The following is a 14,729-nucleotide window of genomic DNA, read 5'->3' on the forward strand; positions in this document are numbered from 1 at the left end:
CGGGGGGCCGCCGGCGGGCGGGGGGCGCCCGGGGCGCGGGGGGGGGGGCGCCGGGGGGCCGGGGGCGCGGCCCGCGGCCCGACGTCGGTGGCTCACCTCAGGAGGCGGGCCAGGACTCCTCGATGTTGGTCAGCGCGTCAGCGGTGCTCTGACCGGTGATCCACGCCGTCATCTCCTTCCAGAAGGAGCCGGCGCCGACGGCGCTGGGCATCTGGTCGGAGCCGTCGAAGCGGAAGACGGCGTCGGGGTCCTGGAACGTCTCGGCCGACAGGATGTCGATCGGGCTGCTCAGGTTGGAGATGTCGAGACCGGTGTTGGCGGTGACCCAGCCGCCGTCGGGCGTGGCCTTGGCCTTCTCGTTGGCCCACACGTCGGAGGACAGGTAGGTCTGGAAGGCCTGGACCTCGGGACGGCTGTCGAAGGCCGCCACGAACTCACCGCCGCCGAGCACCGGGCGACCGAAGTCCTCGGTGACGGTGGGCAGGTAGAAGGCGAACACGTCGCCGTCCTCGGAGACCTCGGTGCCGGGCTCCCACTGGGCGGCGTAGAAGCTGGCCTGGCGGTGCATGACGCACTCACCGTCGACGACGGGGTAGCCGGCGTCCTGGAAGGCGGTGGTGGCGATGGACTTCACGTCGCCGAGGCCGCCGTTGACGAACTCCTCGTCCTTGAGGATGCTGCCGACGCGGTCGAGCGCGGCGGCGACCTGCGGGTCGTCGAAGGGGATCTCGTGGTTGACCCACTGGTCGTAGACGTCGGGGCCGACCTCGCGGAGCATCGAGTCCTCGAGCCAGTCGGTGGTGACCCACCCGGTGGCGTCACCGGACTCGATGCCGGCGCACCAGGGCTTCATGCCCTTGGAGACGGCGTCCTCGGTGATGGCCATCATGTCGTCCCAGGTCTCGGGGATCTCCCAGCCGTTGTCGGCGAAGGTCTTCGGGGAGTACCACACGAAGGACTTCACGTTGGCGCCCAGCGGGGCGGCGTAGAAGGTGTCGTCGACGGTGCCGTAGGTCTTCCAGTCCTCGCCCCACCACTGGTCGACGTTCTCCGCGACCGTGTCGGGCGCCTCGACGACGGCGTCGTCGTCGCGCACGAGGCTGGCCAGCAGGCCCGGCTGCGGGATGTAGGCGATGTCGGGGGCGTTGCCGCCCTGCACGCGCACCTTGAGCTGGGTCTCGAACTCGCTGGAGCCCTCGTACTCGACCTCGGCGCCCGTGCACTCGGTGAAGAGCTCGTAGGACTTCTTCTGGGCGGCGTCCTCGGGGGCGATGATCGAGGTGTAGACGCTGACGCTGGTGCCGGTGAGGTCACCGAACTGGGTCAGCTGCTCGCATTCGGCCTTGCCCTCGCCGGGCGAGGTGCCACCGGCGGACTGGACCTCGGTGGACTCCTCCTCGGCGCAGCCGGCCAGGACCAGGCCGGCGGCCAGGACGACCGCCACACTGGCGTGTCGGATGGTGCGTGAGCGCATGGGGTGCTCCCTCTCTGGGTCGTGACCCAGACCACTGCCGAGCGTCCGGGGCAGGATGAATGAAAGCGCTTACGCAATCGGAGGGTCAAGGCGGGGCGATAACGATCGTGTAACGCACGTCACGTGACGCGCGCCACCGTGTCGTCACCCCCGTGGGTGAGTGGGACACGTACGCCGTAAGCCGACCGCCCGGTCGGGAACGGGCCCCCGCCGCGCGACCGGTACGGTCCCGGGGTGACGACGACGATGGTCGCGGGCCGCTACCGGCTCGGCGAGGTCCTGGGTCGCGGCGGCATGGCCGACGTGCACCGCGCGACCGACACGGTGCTGGCCCGCGAGGTGGCGGTCAAGCTGCTGCGCAGCACCGCCGACCAGGCCAGCGACCGCGCCCGCTTCACCGCCGAGGCCCGCACCCTGGCCGGGCTCTCCCACCGCGGCCTGGTGACCGTGCTCGACGCCGGGGTCGACGCGGAGCACCCCTTCCTCGTGATGGAGCTGGTCGAGGGCACCACGCTCGGCGCCCGCCTGGCCGACGGCCCGCTGCCCGCCGCGGAGGCGGCACGGATCGGCCAGCAGGTCGCCGACGCCCTCTCCTACGCCCACGGCCGCGGCGTCGTGCACCGCGACGTGAAGCCCGGCAACGTCCTGCTCGCCCCCGACGGGCGGGTCAAGCTGGCCGACTTCGGCATCGCGCGACTCATCGGCGACACCGTGCGCCACACCCAGACCGGCACCGCCGTGGGCACGGCGGCCTACCTCGCGCCGGAGCAGGTGCGCGGCGAGGAGCTCGACACCTCCGTCGACGTGTGGTCGCTGGGCCTGGTGCTGCTCGAGGCGCTCACCGGCGAGCGCGCCTACCCCGGCAGCCCCACCGAGTCGGCCATGGCCCGGCTGCACCGCCCGCCCCCGGTGCCCGCCGACCTCCCGCCGGGCTGGTCCGACCTGCTATGCGCCATGACCGCGGCCGACCCGGCCGCGCGGCCGAGCACCGCCCAGGTGGCCGCCCGGCTGGGCGCGCTGCGCCAAGGTCCGCCCGCCGGTCCGCCCGGCCCGCCGCCGTACGTCGAGCCCGCGCCCACCGCCGTGCTCACCGCGCCGGTGGCGTCGCCCGGGCCTCCCCCACCGCCGCTGCACCCGCCGACGGGTGCGGCGGGCCGACCCCGCCGGGGCCCGGGGGCACGCCTGGCCGCGCTGGAGCCGCACCAGAAGGGCCTGGCCGGGGCGCTCGGCGGCATCGTGCTGCTCCTCGTGGTCGCGGCCTTCGCCTCCACCGGGAGCGCTGGAGACCCCGCCGAGGTCGAGCCGGTGCCCGACGACGTGCCCGCCCGGCTGCAGAGCCCCCTGCAGGACCTCCACGACGCGGTCGGGGAGGCCGGCCGATGAGCACCGTGCGCCCAGCCTCCCGTCGCCGCGGCGCCCTCGCGCTGGGCACGCTCGCGCTGCTCGGCGCGGGCCTGCTCGGCTGCGGCGAGGAGAGCACCACCGGGCCTCCCGCCACCGTCACCGACGCCCTCGCCGCGGTCGACGACGCGCTGGTGGCCCGCGACGTCGACGCGGGTCTCGACGCGCTCGACGCGCTGCGCGACGCCGCCGACGAGGCCGCTGACGCCGGCGACCTCACCGCCGCCGAGCAGGAGCGGATCGAGCGCGCCGCCGACCGCCTCGAGGCGGCCCTGGAGGCGGTGGAGGAGGCCGACGACACCGCGCCCGGGTCGTCGACGACCCCCCCGCCCCCCCCCCCCCCCCCCCCCCCCCCCCCCCCCCCCCCCCCGCCCCCCCCCCCCCCCCGGGCCCCCCGCCGCGCCGGCGGGGCGCGCCCCCCCCCCCCCCCCCCCCGCGGCGGGGGGGGGGGGGGGGGCGCCCCCCCCCCCCCCCGCGCCCGGGTCGTCGACGACCCCCACGCCCACCCCCACGCCCACCCCCACGCCCACGCCCACCGCGTCTCCCTCCACCGACGCGGGCGAGCCCGACGAGGACGAGGACGAGCCCGACGAGGACGAGCCCGACGAGGACGAGGGCCCCGGCCCGAAGCCCGGCAAGGGACCTGCCGACAAGGGACCGGGGTCCGACAAGGGACCGAAGCCCGGCAAGGGCCCGAAGCCGTGACCACTGCCCGCCTCGTGCCGGTGACCGTCGAGCTCGACGGTGACGAGCTCGACGCCGAGGACGCCTGGCACCTCGCGCGCCGCCACGGGCTCAAGGCCGTCGCGGTCGGTGCCTTCGTGCGGTTCCGCTACGGCGACGGGTTCACCAACAGCCGGGCCCTGGCCCTGCAGGCCTGCCTGGCCGTGGTGCCCTTCCTGCTCGCCCTCACCGGCCTGGCCGCCGACGTCGACCAGGCCCGCGTGGCCGCCGTCATGGCCGCCACCATCGACGGCGTCTCGCCGGGCAGCGGCTCGGGCGACGCCCTGGCCGGGGCGGTCTCCGGCTCCGACACCAGCGAGGAGGCCGGCGAGGTCGCGCTCGTCCTCGGGCTGCTGCTGTCACTGGTGTCGATGACCACGGCCATGGCGCAGGTCGAGCGCGGCGCCAACCGCATCTACGGCATCCGTCGCGACCGGCCCGCGCGGGCCAAGTACGGCCGGGCCGCCGTGCTCACCGCGGTGCTCGCCGCACCCGCGGCCCTGGCCTTCCTGCTGCTCGTGGCCGGCGGCGCCTTCGCCGACGCCGTCACCGAGGCCTACGGCTGGTCGGAGGCCTCACGGACCACGTGGAACGTGCTGCGCTGGCCGGTGGGGGTCGCGCTCGGCGTCCTCACGATCGCCGTGCTGCTCGACCACGCGCCACGACGCCGGCAGCCCGCGCTGAGCTGGCTGGCCCTCGGCGGCGTGGTCGCGGTGGCGCTCAGCATGCTGGCCACCGTGGGCCTGGCGGCGTACGTCGGGCTCAGCGACTCCTTCGGCAGCACCTACGGCCCCCTCGCGGGCATCGTGGCGCTGCTGCTGTGGTCGCTGATGAGCTCGGTGTCGTTCTTCTACGGCGTCGCGGTGTGCGCCCAGCTCGAGGCGCTGCGCGCCGGTCGCGACGACCCGGCCTACGACGACCCCGGCCGGCCCCACGGCCACGTGGTCGACTGAGGCGACACCCCGGGCGGCCCACCCGCCGCCCACCCACCGGGGCGGTGGGGCCCGGCGCGTGCCCGACGTACGGTGGGGGCATGGCCACCATCGAGCTGACCGGGGACAACTTCACCACCCACGTGCAGGGCGACGACATCCTGCTCGTCGACTTCTGGGCCAGCTGGTGCGGCCCGTGCAAGCAGTTCGCGCCGACCTACGAGGCGGCCTCCGAGGCCAACCCCGACATCACGTTCGGCTCGATCAACACCGAGGAGCAGCAGGAGCTGGCCGCCGCGGCCGGGATCCAGTCGATCCCCACCCTGATGGCCTTCCGCGAGGGCATCCTCGTCTTCGCCCAGCCCGGGGCGCTCCCCGCACCGGCGCTGGACCAGGTCATCGGCGCGGTGCGCGCCCTCGACATGGACGACGTGCGCAAGCAGGTCGCCGAGCAGCAGCAGCCCGGCGCCGGGCAGGGCTGAGACGGGAGTCCACCGCGACCCGCAGCCGCGGCAGGTCGGGCCTCAGGCCCGGGGCGTCGGCGGCGCGTCGCCGTGCTCGCCCGAGGAGTCGCCGCCCCGCTCCCTGGCCGAGTCGACCGCCGGGTCCGCTCCCGGGTCACCGGGAGTCCCGACGGTCTCGGGGGCGTCGCCGTAGACGCCGGTCTTGCGCGCGGTCTCGACGTTGCGCAGCCGCTTGACGAGGCTGAAGAACAGGAAGATCACGAAGCCGACGAGGAGCAGGAACAGCCCCAGGGCCGGCCACCCGGCCTTGACGTCCTCGGGCTCGGGCGTCGGGTCGGCGACCCGCAGGACGAGCGCGGTGAGCTGGAGGCTGAGCTGCGATCCGAGCGTGGTCACCATGACGCCATCCTCTCAGGAGCCGTCGTAGGAGGCGTCGACGCCCGCGAAGAGGTCGTCCTCCGGCGTGGCCGAGGACACGTGGGCGGTGACGAGCTCGAAGTCCTCGGTGGGCCACACGTCGACCTGCACCTCGCGCGGGATGGCGAACCAGTGCCCGTCGGGGTCGATCTGGGTGGCGTGGGCCAGCAGCGCCTGGTCGCGCACGCCGAAGAAGTCGCCGCAGGGCACCTTGGTGGTGACCCGGGCGTCCCACTCCGGCTCCGGCTTCCACTCCTTGAGCCGCTCGCCCCACGGCGACTCCAGACCGTGGGCCACGGTGGCGTCGTGCAGGCGCTGCATGCGCTCGCGGTTGAAGGAGTGGTGGTAGTAGAGCTTGGCGACCTGCCAGGCGGCGCCGGCCTCGGGGAAGCGCTCGGGATCGGCGGCGGCCTCGAAGGCGGCCACCGACACCTCGTGGCAGCGCACGTGGTCGGGGTGGGGGTAGCCGCCGCGCTCGTCGTAGGTGGTGAGCACGTGCGGGCGGACCGAGCGGATCAGCCGCACCAGACGCTCGGTGGCCTCCTCCAGCGGGGCCAGGCCGAAGCACCCCTCGGGCAGCGGGGGCTTCGGGTCGCCCTCGGGCCAGCCGGAGTCGACGAAGCCGAGCCAGTGCTGGGTGATCCCGAGGATGTCGCGCGCCCGCTCCATCTCCTGGCGTCGCACCTCGGAGATGTTCTGGAGGATGTCGGGGCGGTCCATCTTGGGGTTGAGGATCGAGCCGCGCTCGCCGCCGGTGCAGGTGACCACGTGCACCTCGGCGCCCTCGGCGACGTAGCGCGCGGTCGAGGCCGCGCCCTTGCTCGACTCGTCGTCGGGGTGGGCGTGGACGTGCATGAGCCGGAGGCCCGCGCGGGGTCCGGTGGCGTGCGACTGCGACATGGGCCCGAGTCTAGGTGGGCCGCTCCCCCGTCGCGCCGGGGCACCGGCGCAGCGCCCTGGACCCGCGTGTCACCCTGGTGGGGTGAGCTCCACCGACCTGATGGCCCAGCGGTACGGCGCGCCTGCGCCCTGGCGGCGGCGTGCGCTCCTCGCGCTGGTCGCGGTGGTGGTGCTGGTCTTCGGCGGCTGGCTGACGTGGACCACCGTGGCCCACGCCGACCCGCCGGTGACCTCCGAGCTGGTCACCTTCGACACCGTCGACCAGCACACCGTCGACGCCACCGTGCAGGTCGACCTGCGCGACGCCGACGTCGAGGCCGACTGCCTGCTGCGCGCCTTCGCCGAGGACCACTCCACGGTGGGCGAGCTCGCCTTCACCCCCGAGTCCTCGGGCCGCCTCGACCTCACGATCCGCACCGAGCGGATGGCCACCTCGGTGGAGAAGATCGGCTGCACCGCCGAGGGCCAGCCCCGCCCCCGCTGACCCACCCCCTCGGGAGCGGATCCGCCCACGCCGTCGCCGGTATGGGTAAACTGCTCCTTCTGACCGTCCGCAGGGCCGTCCGGCAAGGGGCCCAGCACAGACGATCCGGGGTCCTTCGCCGACCGACCGGGGACGGCCTGACCGATCCACCATCGACGAGCACGCGGCACGGCCGCAGCCGCTCACCCGCAGGAGTACACCCATGACGCAGTCGACCGAGCAGGGCACGATCTGGCTCACGCAGCAGGGCTTCGACAAGCTGCAGGCCGAGCTCGACGAGCTCAAGGGCCCCGTGCGCCAGGAGATCATCGACAAGATCAGCGCCGCGCGCGACGAGGGCGACCTCAAGGAGAACAGCGGCTACCACGCCGCCCGCGAGGAGCAGGGCCGCATCGAGGGCCGCATCCGCCAGCTCGAGGACATGCTGCGCCGCGCCGAGGTGGGCGAGACCCCCGAGGACGACGGCACCGTCTCCCCCGGCATGAAGGTGACCTACAAGTTCGTCGGCGACGACGACGACGAGGCCGAGACCTTCCTGCTCGGCGCGCGCGAGATGGAGGACGAGGACAGCGACCTCAAGGTCTACTCCCCGCAGTCGCCCCTCGGCTCCGCGATCATCGGCGCCTCGAAGGGCGACACGGTCTCCTACGTCGCGCCCAACGGCAAGGAGCTGCAGGTCGTCATCGTCGACGCGGTGCCCTACACCGGCTGATCATCGCCGGGGCGCCCCCGGGCCCAGCACCGCCAGCGCGGCTGCCGCGTCGAGCCTCACTCGACGACGCGGTAGCCGCGTTCGCGCATCCGGGCCAGCACCAGCGCGGAGTGCTCCGCACCCCGGGTCTCCAGCTGCAGCTGCACGGTGACCTCGTCCATCCCCAGCGACGGCGAGATCCGCTCGTGGGCGACCTCGAGCACGTTCGAGCCGGTGGCGCCGACCTCGGTCAGCAGCTGGGCCAGGCCGCCCGGGGCGTCGGGGATGGTCACCTGGAGGTTGAGGTAGCGCCCGGCCGCGGCCATGCCGTGGCGGATCACCTTGCCCAGCAGCAGCGGGTCGACGTTGCCCCCGGAGAGCACCGCGACCGCGGGGGTCTCGAAGCGCTCGGGGTGGTCGAGGATCGCCGCCACGGCCGCGGCCCCGGCGGGCTCGACGACCATCTTGGCCCGCTCCACCAGCGCCAGGAGGGCCCGGGCGAGCAGGTCCTCGCTCACCGTGACGACCTCGTCGACATGGTCGCGCACGGCCGCGAAGGTGATGTCGCCGGGGCGGCCCACGGCGATGCCGTCGGCCATGGTGCGCATGTGCTCCAGCGGCGTGGGCCGGCCCTGCTCGAGGGAGCCGGGGTAGGCCGCGGCGTCCTTGGCCTGCACCCCCACGACCCGTACGTCGGGCCGTGCGGCCTTGACCGCGAGCGCGATGCCCGCGAGGAGCCCGCCGCCCCCGGTGGGCACGACCACGGTGCGCACGTCGGGCATCTGCTCGAGGAGCTCCAGGCCCACGGTGCCCTGGCCCGCGACGACGTCGACGTGGTCGAAGGGGTGGATCATCACCGCCCCGGTGCGCTCGGCGAAGGCGCGCGCCGCCTCGAGGGCGTCCTCGAGGTAGCGCCCGGAGAAGACGACGTCGGCGCCGTAGCCGCGGGTGGCCCGCTCCTTGGGGATCGGGGCGCCCTCGGGCATGAAGACGGTGGCGGCGATGCCCAGCTGCTGCGCGGCCAGCGCGACGCCCTGGGCGTGGTTGCCGGCCGAGGCCGCGACCACGCCGCGGGCGCGCTCCTCGGCGCTGAGCCGGCTGATCCGCACGAAGGCGCCACGGGCCTTGAAGGAGCCCGTGCGCTGGAGGTTCTCGCACTTGAGCCCGACCCGGCCGCCGGCGATGGCCGAGAGCCACCGCGACTCCTCCATGGGCGTGACGATGGCCGTGCCCTCGAGCACCTCACGGGCGGCCTCGACGTCGGCCAGGGTCACCTCCGGCACCGGTGGCACCGGCCCCAGCGGCACCCCGGGCCCCGCCGGCTCGGCGGTGGACTCGACGGTGGTCTCGCTGGTGGTCTCGCTGGTGGACCCGACGGGGTCGGTCATGCGTCCTCCTGGGTCGCGACGGGCTGCTCGCCCGTCACCTCGTAGTCGTCCTCGAGCGCCTCCACCGGGTCGTCGCCGACCACCGTGCTCGCCGCGAGGTGCTGGACCACCGCGTTGACGGCGGCGGCCAGCGGCACCGCCACCAGCGCCCCGGCGATCCCGGCGACGAGCACGCCCGCGGCGATCGCGACGATGACGCCGAGCGGGTGCACCGAGACCCAGCGTCCCATCAGGAAGGGCTGCAGCACGTGTCCCTCGACCTGCTGCACGAGGATGATCACGCCGAGCATGAGCAGCGCGGTGACGGGCCCCTGGTCGACCAGGGCCACGAGCACGGCGACGCTGCCGGCGATGGTGGCGCCGATCATCGGCACGAAGGCGCCGAGGAAGACCAGCACGCCGATGGCCAGCACGAAGGGCACCTGGAGCACGGCGGCGCCCAGCGCGATGCCGAGCGCGTCGACCGCGGCCACGATGACCGTGGCCCGCACGAACTGGGTGAGCGAGATCCAGGCCACCCGGCCGGAGCCGTCGACGTGGGCGCGGGCGGCGCGCGGGGTCAGCCGCACGATCCAGGCCCAGATGCGCTCCCCGTCGGCGAGGAAGAAGTAGAAGGAGAAGAGCACGATGAAGAAGCCGGCGAAGACGTGTCCCACCGCCGTGCCGACCTCGGTGATCCGGGCGGTGAGCTCACCGCCGTCGCTCTGGGCCCGGATGGCCTGCTGGGCCTGGTCGAGGTAGTCGTTGATCTGGGTGTCGCTGGCGTTGAGCGGACCCTCCTTGAGCCAGGTCCGGATCTCGCCGAGCCCGGCAACCGTCTGCTCGGCCAGGTCGGTCGCGCCGTTGGCGACCTGCTGGGTGGCGAAGGTCAGCAGCGAGCCCACGAGGGCCAGCGTGCCGAGCACCACCAGCAGCGCCGCCAGCCCGCGGGGCAGTCCGACCCGCTGGAGCAGGTCGACGACCGGCACGACCAGGGCGCTGATGAGCAGCGCGACGGCGAGCGGCAGCACGACCACCGCGAAGTAGCCCAGCGTCCAGGCGACCACGGCGCCGGCGGCGACGATCACCAGGAAGCGCCACGACCAGGCAGCGGCGAGGTCGACGCCCCACGGCACCTGGGCGCGGGTGAAGTTGGACCGGCCCGGCGTGATCGGGGCCGGCGTCAGCCGCCGCTCCCGCTCGTCGCGCAGCGCCGCCCACTGCTGGGCCAGCCGCGCCGCCAGCCCCTCGTCGCGCTCGGCGTCGGCGCGGGCCCGGCGCAACGCGCGGCGCCGGCGCACCTCCGCGCTCTCCGCACCCCCGAGGTCGCCCTCGGCGCCGTCCGGGGCCTCGGCCGGTCGTGCGTCGTCGTCCACCACCGCAGGCTATCCGCCGCACCGCCCCGCCCCGACCGGGGCGGGGGGCTCGTCCGGAGGGCTCAGCCCAGGGCGCGGTCGAGGTCGGCGAGCAGGTCGTCGGCGGTCTCGATGCCGACGCTGATCCGGATCAGGTCGGCGGGCACCTCCAGGTCGGTGCCGGCGACGCTGGCGTGAGTCATCCGGCCCGGGTGCTCGATGAGCGACTCGACCCCGCCCAGCGACTCCCCGAGGGTGAAGACCTCGGTGCGCTCGCAGACCGACAGCGCGGCGTCGACCCCTCCCGCGACGCGGAACGACACCATCCCGCCGTACCGGCGCATCTGGCGCGAGGCGATCTCGTGACCGGGGTGGGAGGCCAGGCCGGGGTAGACCACCTCCTCCACGCGCGGGTGGTCGAGGAGGAAGTCGACGACCTTCTCGGCGTTGTCGCAGTGGCGGTCCATGCGCAGCGCGAGGGTCTTGAGCCCGCGCAGGGTCAGCCAGGCGTCGAAGGGGCCGGCCACCGCACCGATGGCGTTCTGGTGGAAGGCGACCTTCTCGGCGACGTCGAGGTCGCGCACCACGAGCGCGCCGCCGACGACGTCGGAGTGCCCGCCGCAGTACTTCGTGGTCGAGTGCACCACCACGTCGGCGCCGAGGGTCAGCGGCTGCTGGAGGTAGGGCGAGGCGAAGGTGTTGTCGACGACCAGCAGCGCCCCGGCGTCGTGGGCCACCGCGGCCAGGGCCTCGATGTCGCCGATGGTGAGCAGCGGGTTGGTGGGGGTCTCGACCCAGACCAGGCGGGTGCTGCCCGGGCGGATCGCTGCCCGCACGGCGTCGACGTCGGAGACCGGCGCCGGGCTGTGCTCCAGGCCCCAGGCGCGCTCGACCTTGTCGAAGAGCCGGAACGTGCCGCCGTAGGCGTCGTCGGGGATGACCACGTGGTCGCCGGGGCGGCACAGCGCGCGCACCAGGGTGTCCTCGGCGGCGAGGCCGGAGGCGAAGGCGAAGGCCCGCTCCCCCTCCTCGAGCGCAGCCAGGTTGCCCTCGAGGGCGGTGCGGGTCGGGTTGGCCGAGCGGGAGTACTCGTAGCCGCCGCGCAGGCCGCCCACGCCGTCCTGCTTGTAGGTCGACGTGGCGTAGATCGGCGGGATCACCGCGCCCGTGGTCGGGTCGGGCTCGTAGCCGGCGTGGATGGCGCGGGTCTCGAAGCCCGCCTTGCTCGGGTGCTGCTGCTCGCTCACCGCTCGAGGTTAGCGCCCGCCGGCCGGCGGCCGGAGGGTCAGGAGGCGCTCACAGGTCGACCGGGACCGTGAGCCGGGCGCGGAAGCCCCGCTCGACCGATCCGGACACGCTCGCGAGCTGGCGTACGCCGCCGTCGTCGCCGAAGACGCCGTCGGAGCCCAGCGAGACCCGCTCGAGGTTGGCCACCGACGCCGAGTAGCCCTCGGCCCGACGGTAGACCGCCATGCACTGGCGCCGCGGCAGCGCGAGCTGCGAGGTCGCCACCGGGTCGCCGCCGCCGGTCGCGTCGTCAACGGAGCGGAAGACCTCGACATGCACGTGCGGCCATCGTCCCGGGTAACAGGCGGGCCAGATCGTGCGGAAGCCCACGCGACCCTTCGCACCACTGACCTGGACGCCGCGCAGGTAGTTCTGGTCCTCGATGCCCGGGGAGTACATCGAGTAGCGCCCCTCGCGGTCGCAGTGCCAGGCGTAGACCGCCAGCCCGGCGGCCGGAGCGCACGTCGCGGTGTCGGTCAGGGTGAGCCTGATCCGCAGGTCGACACCCTCGGCGCTGCTTCCGGTGGTGCCGGCCGCGTCGCCGATGCTGGCACGGAGGTCACGGCGCACGATGCCGTCCTCGACGAGCACGTCAGGTCCGTTGGAGCCGTCACCGGGGTAGGGCCCGGCCGTCTCGCCCGGGATCTCCTCGACCGTGCAGGCCTGCGAGGTCACGCGAGCCAGCGCCGCGGTGGCCGCGCTCCCGCCCGAGAGCAGCGCGGCCGCTCCTGCGCCGGCGCCGCTGACGCCGAGCATCCCCAGGACGGCTCGGCGGTGGTGACGGCTCCTGCGGCGCCTCTGCTGCTCGCGCAGCACCACGAGGTCGTGGGCCAGGCCCTGGTCGAAGGGGTCGTCGTGGTCGTGGGACTCGTCGTGCCGGTGCTCGCTCATGGGCCGATCCCAGCGGCGACGGCTGGGTCGGGGCCTGCAGTGACCTGGCAGGGACCTGTGACCGCCCCGACCCGGGTGCCGCCGGGAAGGTTCGGGCAGCCCACGGCGTTGTGCAGGATGTAGGCAACGACCCGAGGAGGTCCCGTGTTCTTCACCCGCAAGCAGACCGACCTGATCGCTCCCGAGCAGACCCTGCCCGGTCGCAGCGAGAGCCCCTTCCGACTCGCCGAGCGCCACGTCGTGCTCGACGCCCCCGTGCGCACCGACGAGGCCCCCGAGGGCTACGAGGTCGCCGTCTTCGGCCTCGGCTGCTTCTGGGGTGCCGAGGAGATCTACTGGAAGACGCCCGGCGTCTGGTCGACGTCGGTGGGCTACGCCGGCGGCGACACGCCCAACCCGTCCTACGAGGAGGTGTGCTCGGGGCGCACCAACCACACCGAGGCCGTGCGGGTCGTCTTCGACCCCGCCCAGGTCTCCTACGCCGACCTCGTCAAGGCGTTCTTCGAGGTGCACGACCCGACCCAGGGCATGCGCCAGGGCAACGACGTCGGCACGCAGTACCGCTCCGCGATCTACTACACCTCCCCCGCCCAGGAGCAGACCGCGCGCGAGCTGACGAAGGTCTACGGCGACGAGCTGGCCCGCCGCGGCCTCGGCGAGATCACCACCGAGATCCGCGAGGTGCCGACGTACTACTACGCCGAGGACCAGCACCAGCAGTACCTCGCGAAGAACCCCTACGGCTACCGCTGCCACGCCAACACCGGCGTGCGGTTCCCGCAGACCGCCTGAGCAGCGCTACCACCGTCCGGCTCCCGTAGCCGGAAGGGCACACCCCCGGGCCGCGGCCCTCCAGCACCGTGGAGGACCGCGGCCCTGCTGCTGCCCGGATCATCTGCGCCCGTCCGACTCGGACAGGCGCGGCGCTTCATCGGACGTCTGTCCGGGAGGAGCCGCTGTAGCGTCGACCTCATGACGAGGCCGGCATGGTTGCGACGTGGCCACCCTGTCTTCGCGGGTTTCTGCACCGGGACGGGGCTGTTCCTCCTCGCATTCCTCGCGGACCTGGCCCTCGGGGACCTCGACGAATTCGAGGTCGGCTGGTGGGTGGTCGCCGGCACGTCGGTCGCCCTGGTCACCGGCGGTCTCCTCCGGCACGAGCAACGACGCCGGCACCCTCCGCGCTGAGTCCGCACGGTGGCGGCCGTGGGTCGACGCGACCAACCGGCGTCCGGGCACCGGGGTGGTCCAGGCCGCCGGCGGCAAGCTGCGGTAACGTAGGTAAGCCTCGCCTCACTTGAACGACGGTCACCTGCCTACGAAGGGGTCCCATGATCCGCCGCTCCCGGCTCGCGCCTGCTCTCGCGCTCGCCGTCCTCACGCCCGCACTGGTCTCCTGCAGCGGTGACGACGGGCCGAGCATCACCGTCTACAACGCCCAGCACGAGCAGCTGCTCGAGGAGCTGGCGCCGCAGTTCACCGAGGAGACGGGGATCGAGGTCGAGCTGCGCAACGGCAAGGACCTCGAGCTGTCCAACCAGCTGGTGCAGGAGGGCGACGCGTCGCCGGCCGACGTGTTCCTCACCGAGAACTCCCCGGCCATGTCCCAGGTCGAGGAGGCCGGGCTGTTCGCCCCGCTGCCCGAGGACCTCGTCGCCCCGATCCCGGCGCAGTACCGCCCCGCCAGCGGGTTGTGGACCGGCTTCGTCGCGCGCTCGACCGTGCTCGTCTACAACACCGACCTGGTGGACCCCGACGAGCTGCCGAGCTCGATCCTCGACCTCGCCGACCCCGAGTGGGCCGGTCGCCTGTCCTTCTCCCCCACCGGCGCCGACTTCCAGGCCATCGTCGCCGCGGTGCTGGAGCTCGAGGGCGAGGACGCGACGCGCGAGTGGCTGGAGGGCATCAAGGCCAACGGCACCGTCTACGACGGCAACAACGTGGTGCTCGAGGCGGTCGACTCCGGTGAGTCCGAGGTCGGGATCATCTACCACTACTACTGGTACCGCGACCTCGCCGAGGGCGGCGACGTCAGCGACGACAGCGCGCTGTACTTCTTCGGCGACGAGGACCCCGGTGCGTTCGTGAGCGTCTCGGGCGCGGGCGTGCTCGCCTCGAGCGACGACGCGAGCGACGCCGAGAAGTTCGTGCAGTTCCTGGTGGACCGGACCGGCCAGCAGGCCCTGGCCGACAGCTACGCCCTGGAGTACCCCCTCAACCCCGACGTCCGGCTCGACCCCCCGGTCAAGCCCTTCGACGAGCTCCAGCCGCCCCGGGTCGACGTCTCCGACCTCGACTCGCGGACGGTGGTCGACCTCATGACCGAGGTGGGCTTCCTCTGAG

General features: G+C 73.9%; 15 protein-coding genes. 8 read left to right on the forward strand and 7 right to left on the reverse strand.

Annotation, left to right across the window (positions count from 1 at the left end):
- Nucleotides 1-97: 97 nt before the first annotated feature.
- On the reverse strand, nucleotides 98-1,474 hold the full coding sequence (locus tag IR170_RS09475) for an ABC transporter substrate-binding protein (protein ID WP_193662218.1): 1,377 nt from the start codon (nucleotides 1,472-1,474) through the stop codon (nucleotides 98-100).
- Nucleotides 1,475-1,708: 234 nt separating this feature from the next.
- Between IR170_RS09475 and IR170_RS09480 the strand changes: the two genes are divergently transcribed.
- From IR170_RS09480 to IR170_RS09490, 3 genes are all read left to right on the forward strand, one after another.
- Nucleotides 1,709-2,857: a serine/threonine-protein kinase gene (locus IR170_RS09480; protein ID WP_193662219.1), complete on the forward strand. Its 1,149-nt coding sequence runs from the start codon at nucleotides 1,709-1,711 to the stop codon at nucleotides 2,855-2,857.
- 719 nt (nucleotides 2,858-3,576) lie between these two features.
- Nucleotides 3,577-4,551, forward strand: a complete 975-nt coding sequence (locus IR170_RS20280; protein ID WP_193662220.1) for a YihY/virulence factor BrkB family protein — start codon at nucleotides 3,577-3,579, stop codon at nucleotides 4,549-4,551.
- Between the two features lie 80 nt (nucleotides 4,552-4,631).
- Complete coding sequence (locus IR170_RS09490; RefSeq protein WP_056904739.1) at nucleotides 4,632-5,012, forward strand: thioredoxin family protein; 381 nt, start codon at nucleotides 4,632-4,634, stop codon at nucleotides 5,010-5,012.
- Nucleotides 5,013-5,054: 42 nt separating this feature from the next.
- Here IR170_RS09490 and IR170_RS09495 read toward each other — a convergent pair whose 3' ends face one another.
- Both IR170_RS09495 and mca read right to left on the reverse strand, forming a co-directional pair.
- Nucleotides 5,055-5,393 (reverse strand): hypothetical protein, encoded by a 339-nt coding sequence (locus IR170_RS09495; RefSeq protein ID WP_193662221.1) that lies wholly within the window; start codon nucleotides 5,391-5,393, stop codon nucleotides 5,055-5,057.
- A 12-nt stretch (nucleotides 5,394-5,405) separates the two neighbouring features.
- Complete coding sequence (gene mca, locus IR170_RS09500) at nucleotides 5,406-6,311, reverse strand: mycothiol conjugate amidase Mca (protein WP_193662222.1); 906 nt, start codon at nucleotides 6,309-6,311, stop codon at nucleotides 5,406-5,408.
- 82 nt (nucleotides 6,312-6,393) lie between these two features.
- On the opposite strand from mca, the gene IR170_RS09505 reads away from it, so the two are divergent.
- Both IR170_RS09505 and greA read left to right on the forward strand, forming a co-directional pair.
- A complete protein-coding gene (locus IR170_RS09505) occupies nucleotides 6,394-6,795 on the forward strand; it encodes a DUF4307 domain-containing protein (RefSeq protein ID WP_193662223.1) in 402 nt (133 codons plus the stop codon).
- Nucleotides 6,796-6,997: 202 nt separating this feature from the next.
- Nucleotides 6,998-7,507, forward strand: coding sequence for a transcription elongation factor GreA (gene greA / locus IR170_RS09510; protein WP_056862178.1), 510 nt, complete (start codon nucleotides 6,998-7,000; stop codon nucleotides 7,505-7,507).
- A gap of 56 nt (nucleotides 7,508-7,563) precedes the next feature.
- Here greA and ilvA read toward each other — a convergent pair whose 3' ends face one another.
- The 4 genes from ilvA to IR170_RS09530 form a co-directional block, all read right to left on the reverse strand.
- On the reverse strand, nucleotides 7,564-8,874 hold the full coding sequence (ilvA, locus tag IR170_RS09515; protein ID WP_193662224.1) for a threonine ammonia-lyase: 1,311 nt from the start codon (nucleotides 8,872-8,874) through the stop codon (nucleotides 7,564-7,566).
- Nucleotides 8,871-10,229 (reverse strand): AI-2E family transporter, encoded by a 1,359-nt coding sequence (locus IR170_RS09520; RefSeq protein ID WP_319804996.1) that lies wholly within the window; start codon nucleotides 10,227-10,229, stop codon nucleotides 8,871-8,873. Before IR170_RS09520 ends, ilvA begins: the two co-directional genes overlap by 4 nt.
- A gap of 62 nt (nucleotides 10,230-10,291) precedes the next feature.
- Complete coding sequence (locus tag IR170_RS09525) at nucleotides 10,292-11,455, reverse strand: cystathionine gamma-synthase (RefSeq protein WP_056862177.1); 1,164 nt, start codon at nucleotides 11,453-11,455, stop codon at nucleotides 10,292-10,294.
- A gap of 49 nt (nucleotides 11,456-11,504) precedes the next feature.
- A complete protein-coding gene (locus tag IR170_RS09530; protein WP_193662225.1) occupies nucleotides 11,505-12,386 on the reverse strand; it encodes a dioxygenase family protein in 882 nt (293 codons plus the stop codon).
- Between the two features lie 144 nt (nucleotides 12,387-12,530).
- Between IR170_RS09530 and msrA the strand changes: the two genes are divergently transcribed.
- The 3 genes from msrA (at nucleotide 12,531) to IR170_RS09545 (ending at nucleotide 14,728) form a co-directional block, all read left to right on the forward strand.
- A complete protein-coding gene (msrA, locus tag IR170_RS09535; protein WP_056862172.1) occupies nucleotides 12,531-13,178 on the forward strand; it encodes a peptide-methionine (S)-S-oxide reductase MsrA in 648 nt (215 codons plus the stop codon).
- Between the two features lie 180 nt (nucleotides 13,179-13,358).
- Nucleotides 13,359-13,574, forward strand: coding sequence for a hypothetical protein (locus tag IR170_RS09540; RefSeq protein WP_193662226.1), 216 nt, complete (start codon nucleotides 13,359-13,361; stop codon nucleotides 13,572-13,574).
- A gap of 143 nt (nucleotides 13,575-13,717) precedes the next feature.
- Nucleotides 13,718-14,728, forward strand: coding sequence for an iron ABC transporter substrate-binding protein (locus IR170_RS09545; RefSeq protein ID WP_193662227.1), 1,011 nt, complete (start codon nucleotides 13,718-13,720; stop codon nucleotides 14,726-14,728).
- Nucleotide 14,729: the final 1 nt, after the last annotated feature.

Source organism: Nocardioides kribbensis (assembly GCF_015070375.1).
GTDB classification, from domain to species: domain Bacteria; phylum Actinomycetota; class Actinomycetes; order Propionibacteriales; family Nocardioidaceae; genus Nocardioides; species Nocardioides kribbensis.

Bases quoted from the DNA above. Each gene is read 5' to 3' on its own strand.
- IR170_RS09475 (WP_193662218.1), bottom strand. From the start codon at position 1,474: ATGCGCTCACGCACCATCCGACACGCCAGTGTGGCGGTCGTCCTGGCC.
- IR170_RS09490 (WP_056904739.1), top strand. From the start codon at position 4,632: ATGGCCACCATCGAGCTGACCGGGGACAACTTCACCACCCACGTGCAG.
- IR170_RS09495 (WP_193662221.1), bottom strand. From the start codon at position 5,393: ATGGTGACCACGCTCGGATCGCAGCTCAGCCTCCAGCTCACCGCGCTC.
- mca (WP_193662222.1), bottom strand. From the start codon at position 6,311: ATGTCGCAGTCGCACGCCACCGGACCCCGCGCGGGCCTCCGGCTCATG.
- greA (WP_056862178.1), top strand. From the start codon at position 6,998: ATGACGCAGTCGACCGAGCAGGGCACGATCTGGCTCACGCAGCAGGGC.
- ilvA (WP_193662224.1), bottom strand. From the start codon at position 8,874: ATGACCGACCCCGTCGGGTCCACCAGCGAGACCACCAGCGAGACCACC.
- IR170_RS09530 (WP_193662225.1), bottom strand. From the start codon at position 12,386: ATGAGCGAGCACCGGCACGACGAGTCCCACGACCACGACGACCCCTTC.
- IR170_RS09540 (WP_193662226.1), top strand. From the start codon at position 13,359: ATGACGAGGCCGGCATGGTTGCGACGTGGCCACCCTGTCTTCGCGGGT.
- IR170_RS09545 (WP_193662227.1), top strand. From the start codon at position 13,718: ATGATCCGCCGCTCCCGGCTCGCGCCTGCTCTCGCGCTCGCCGTCCTC.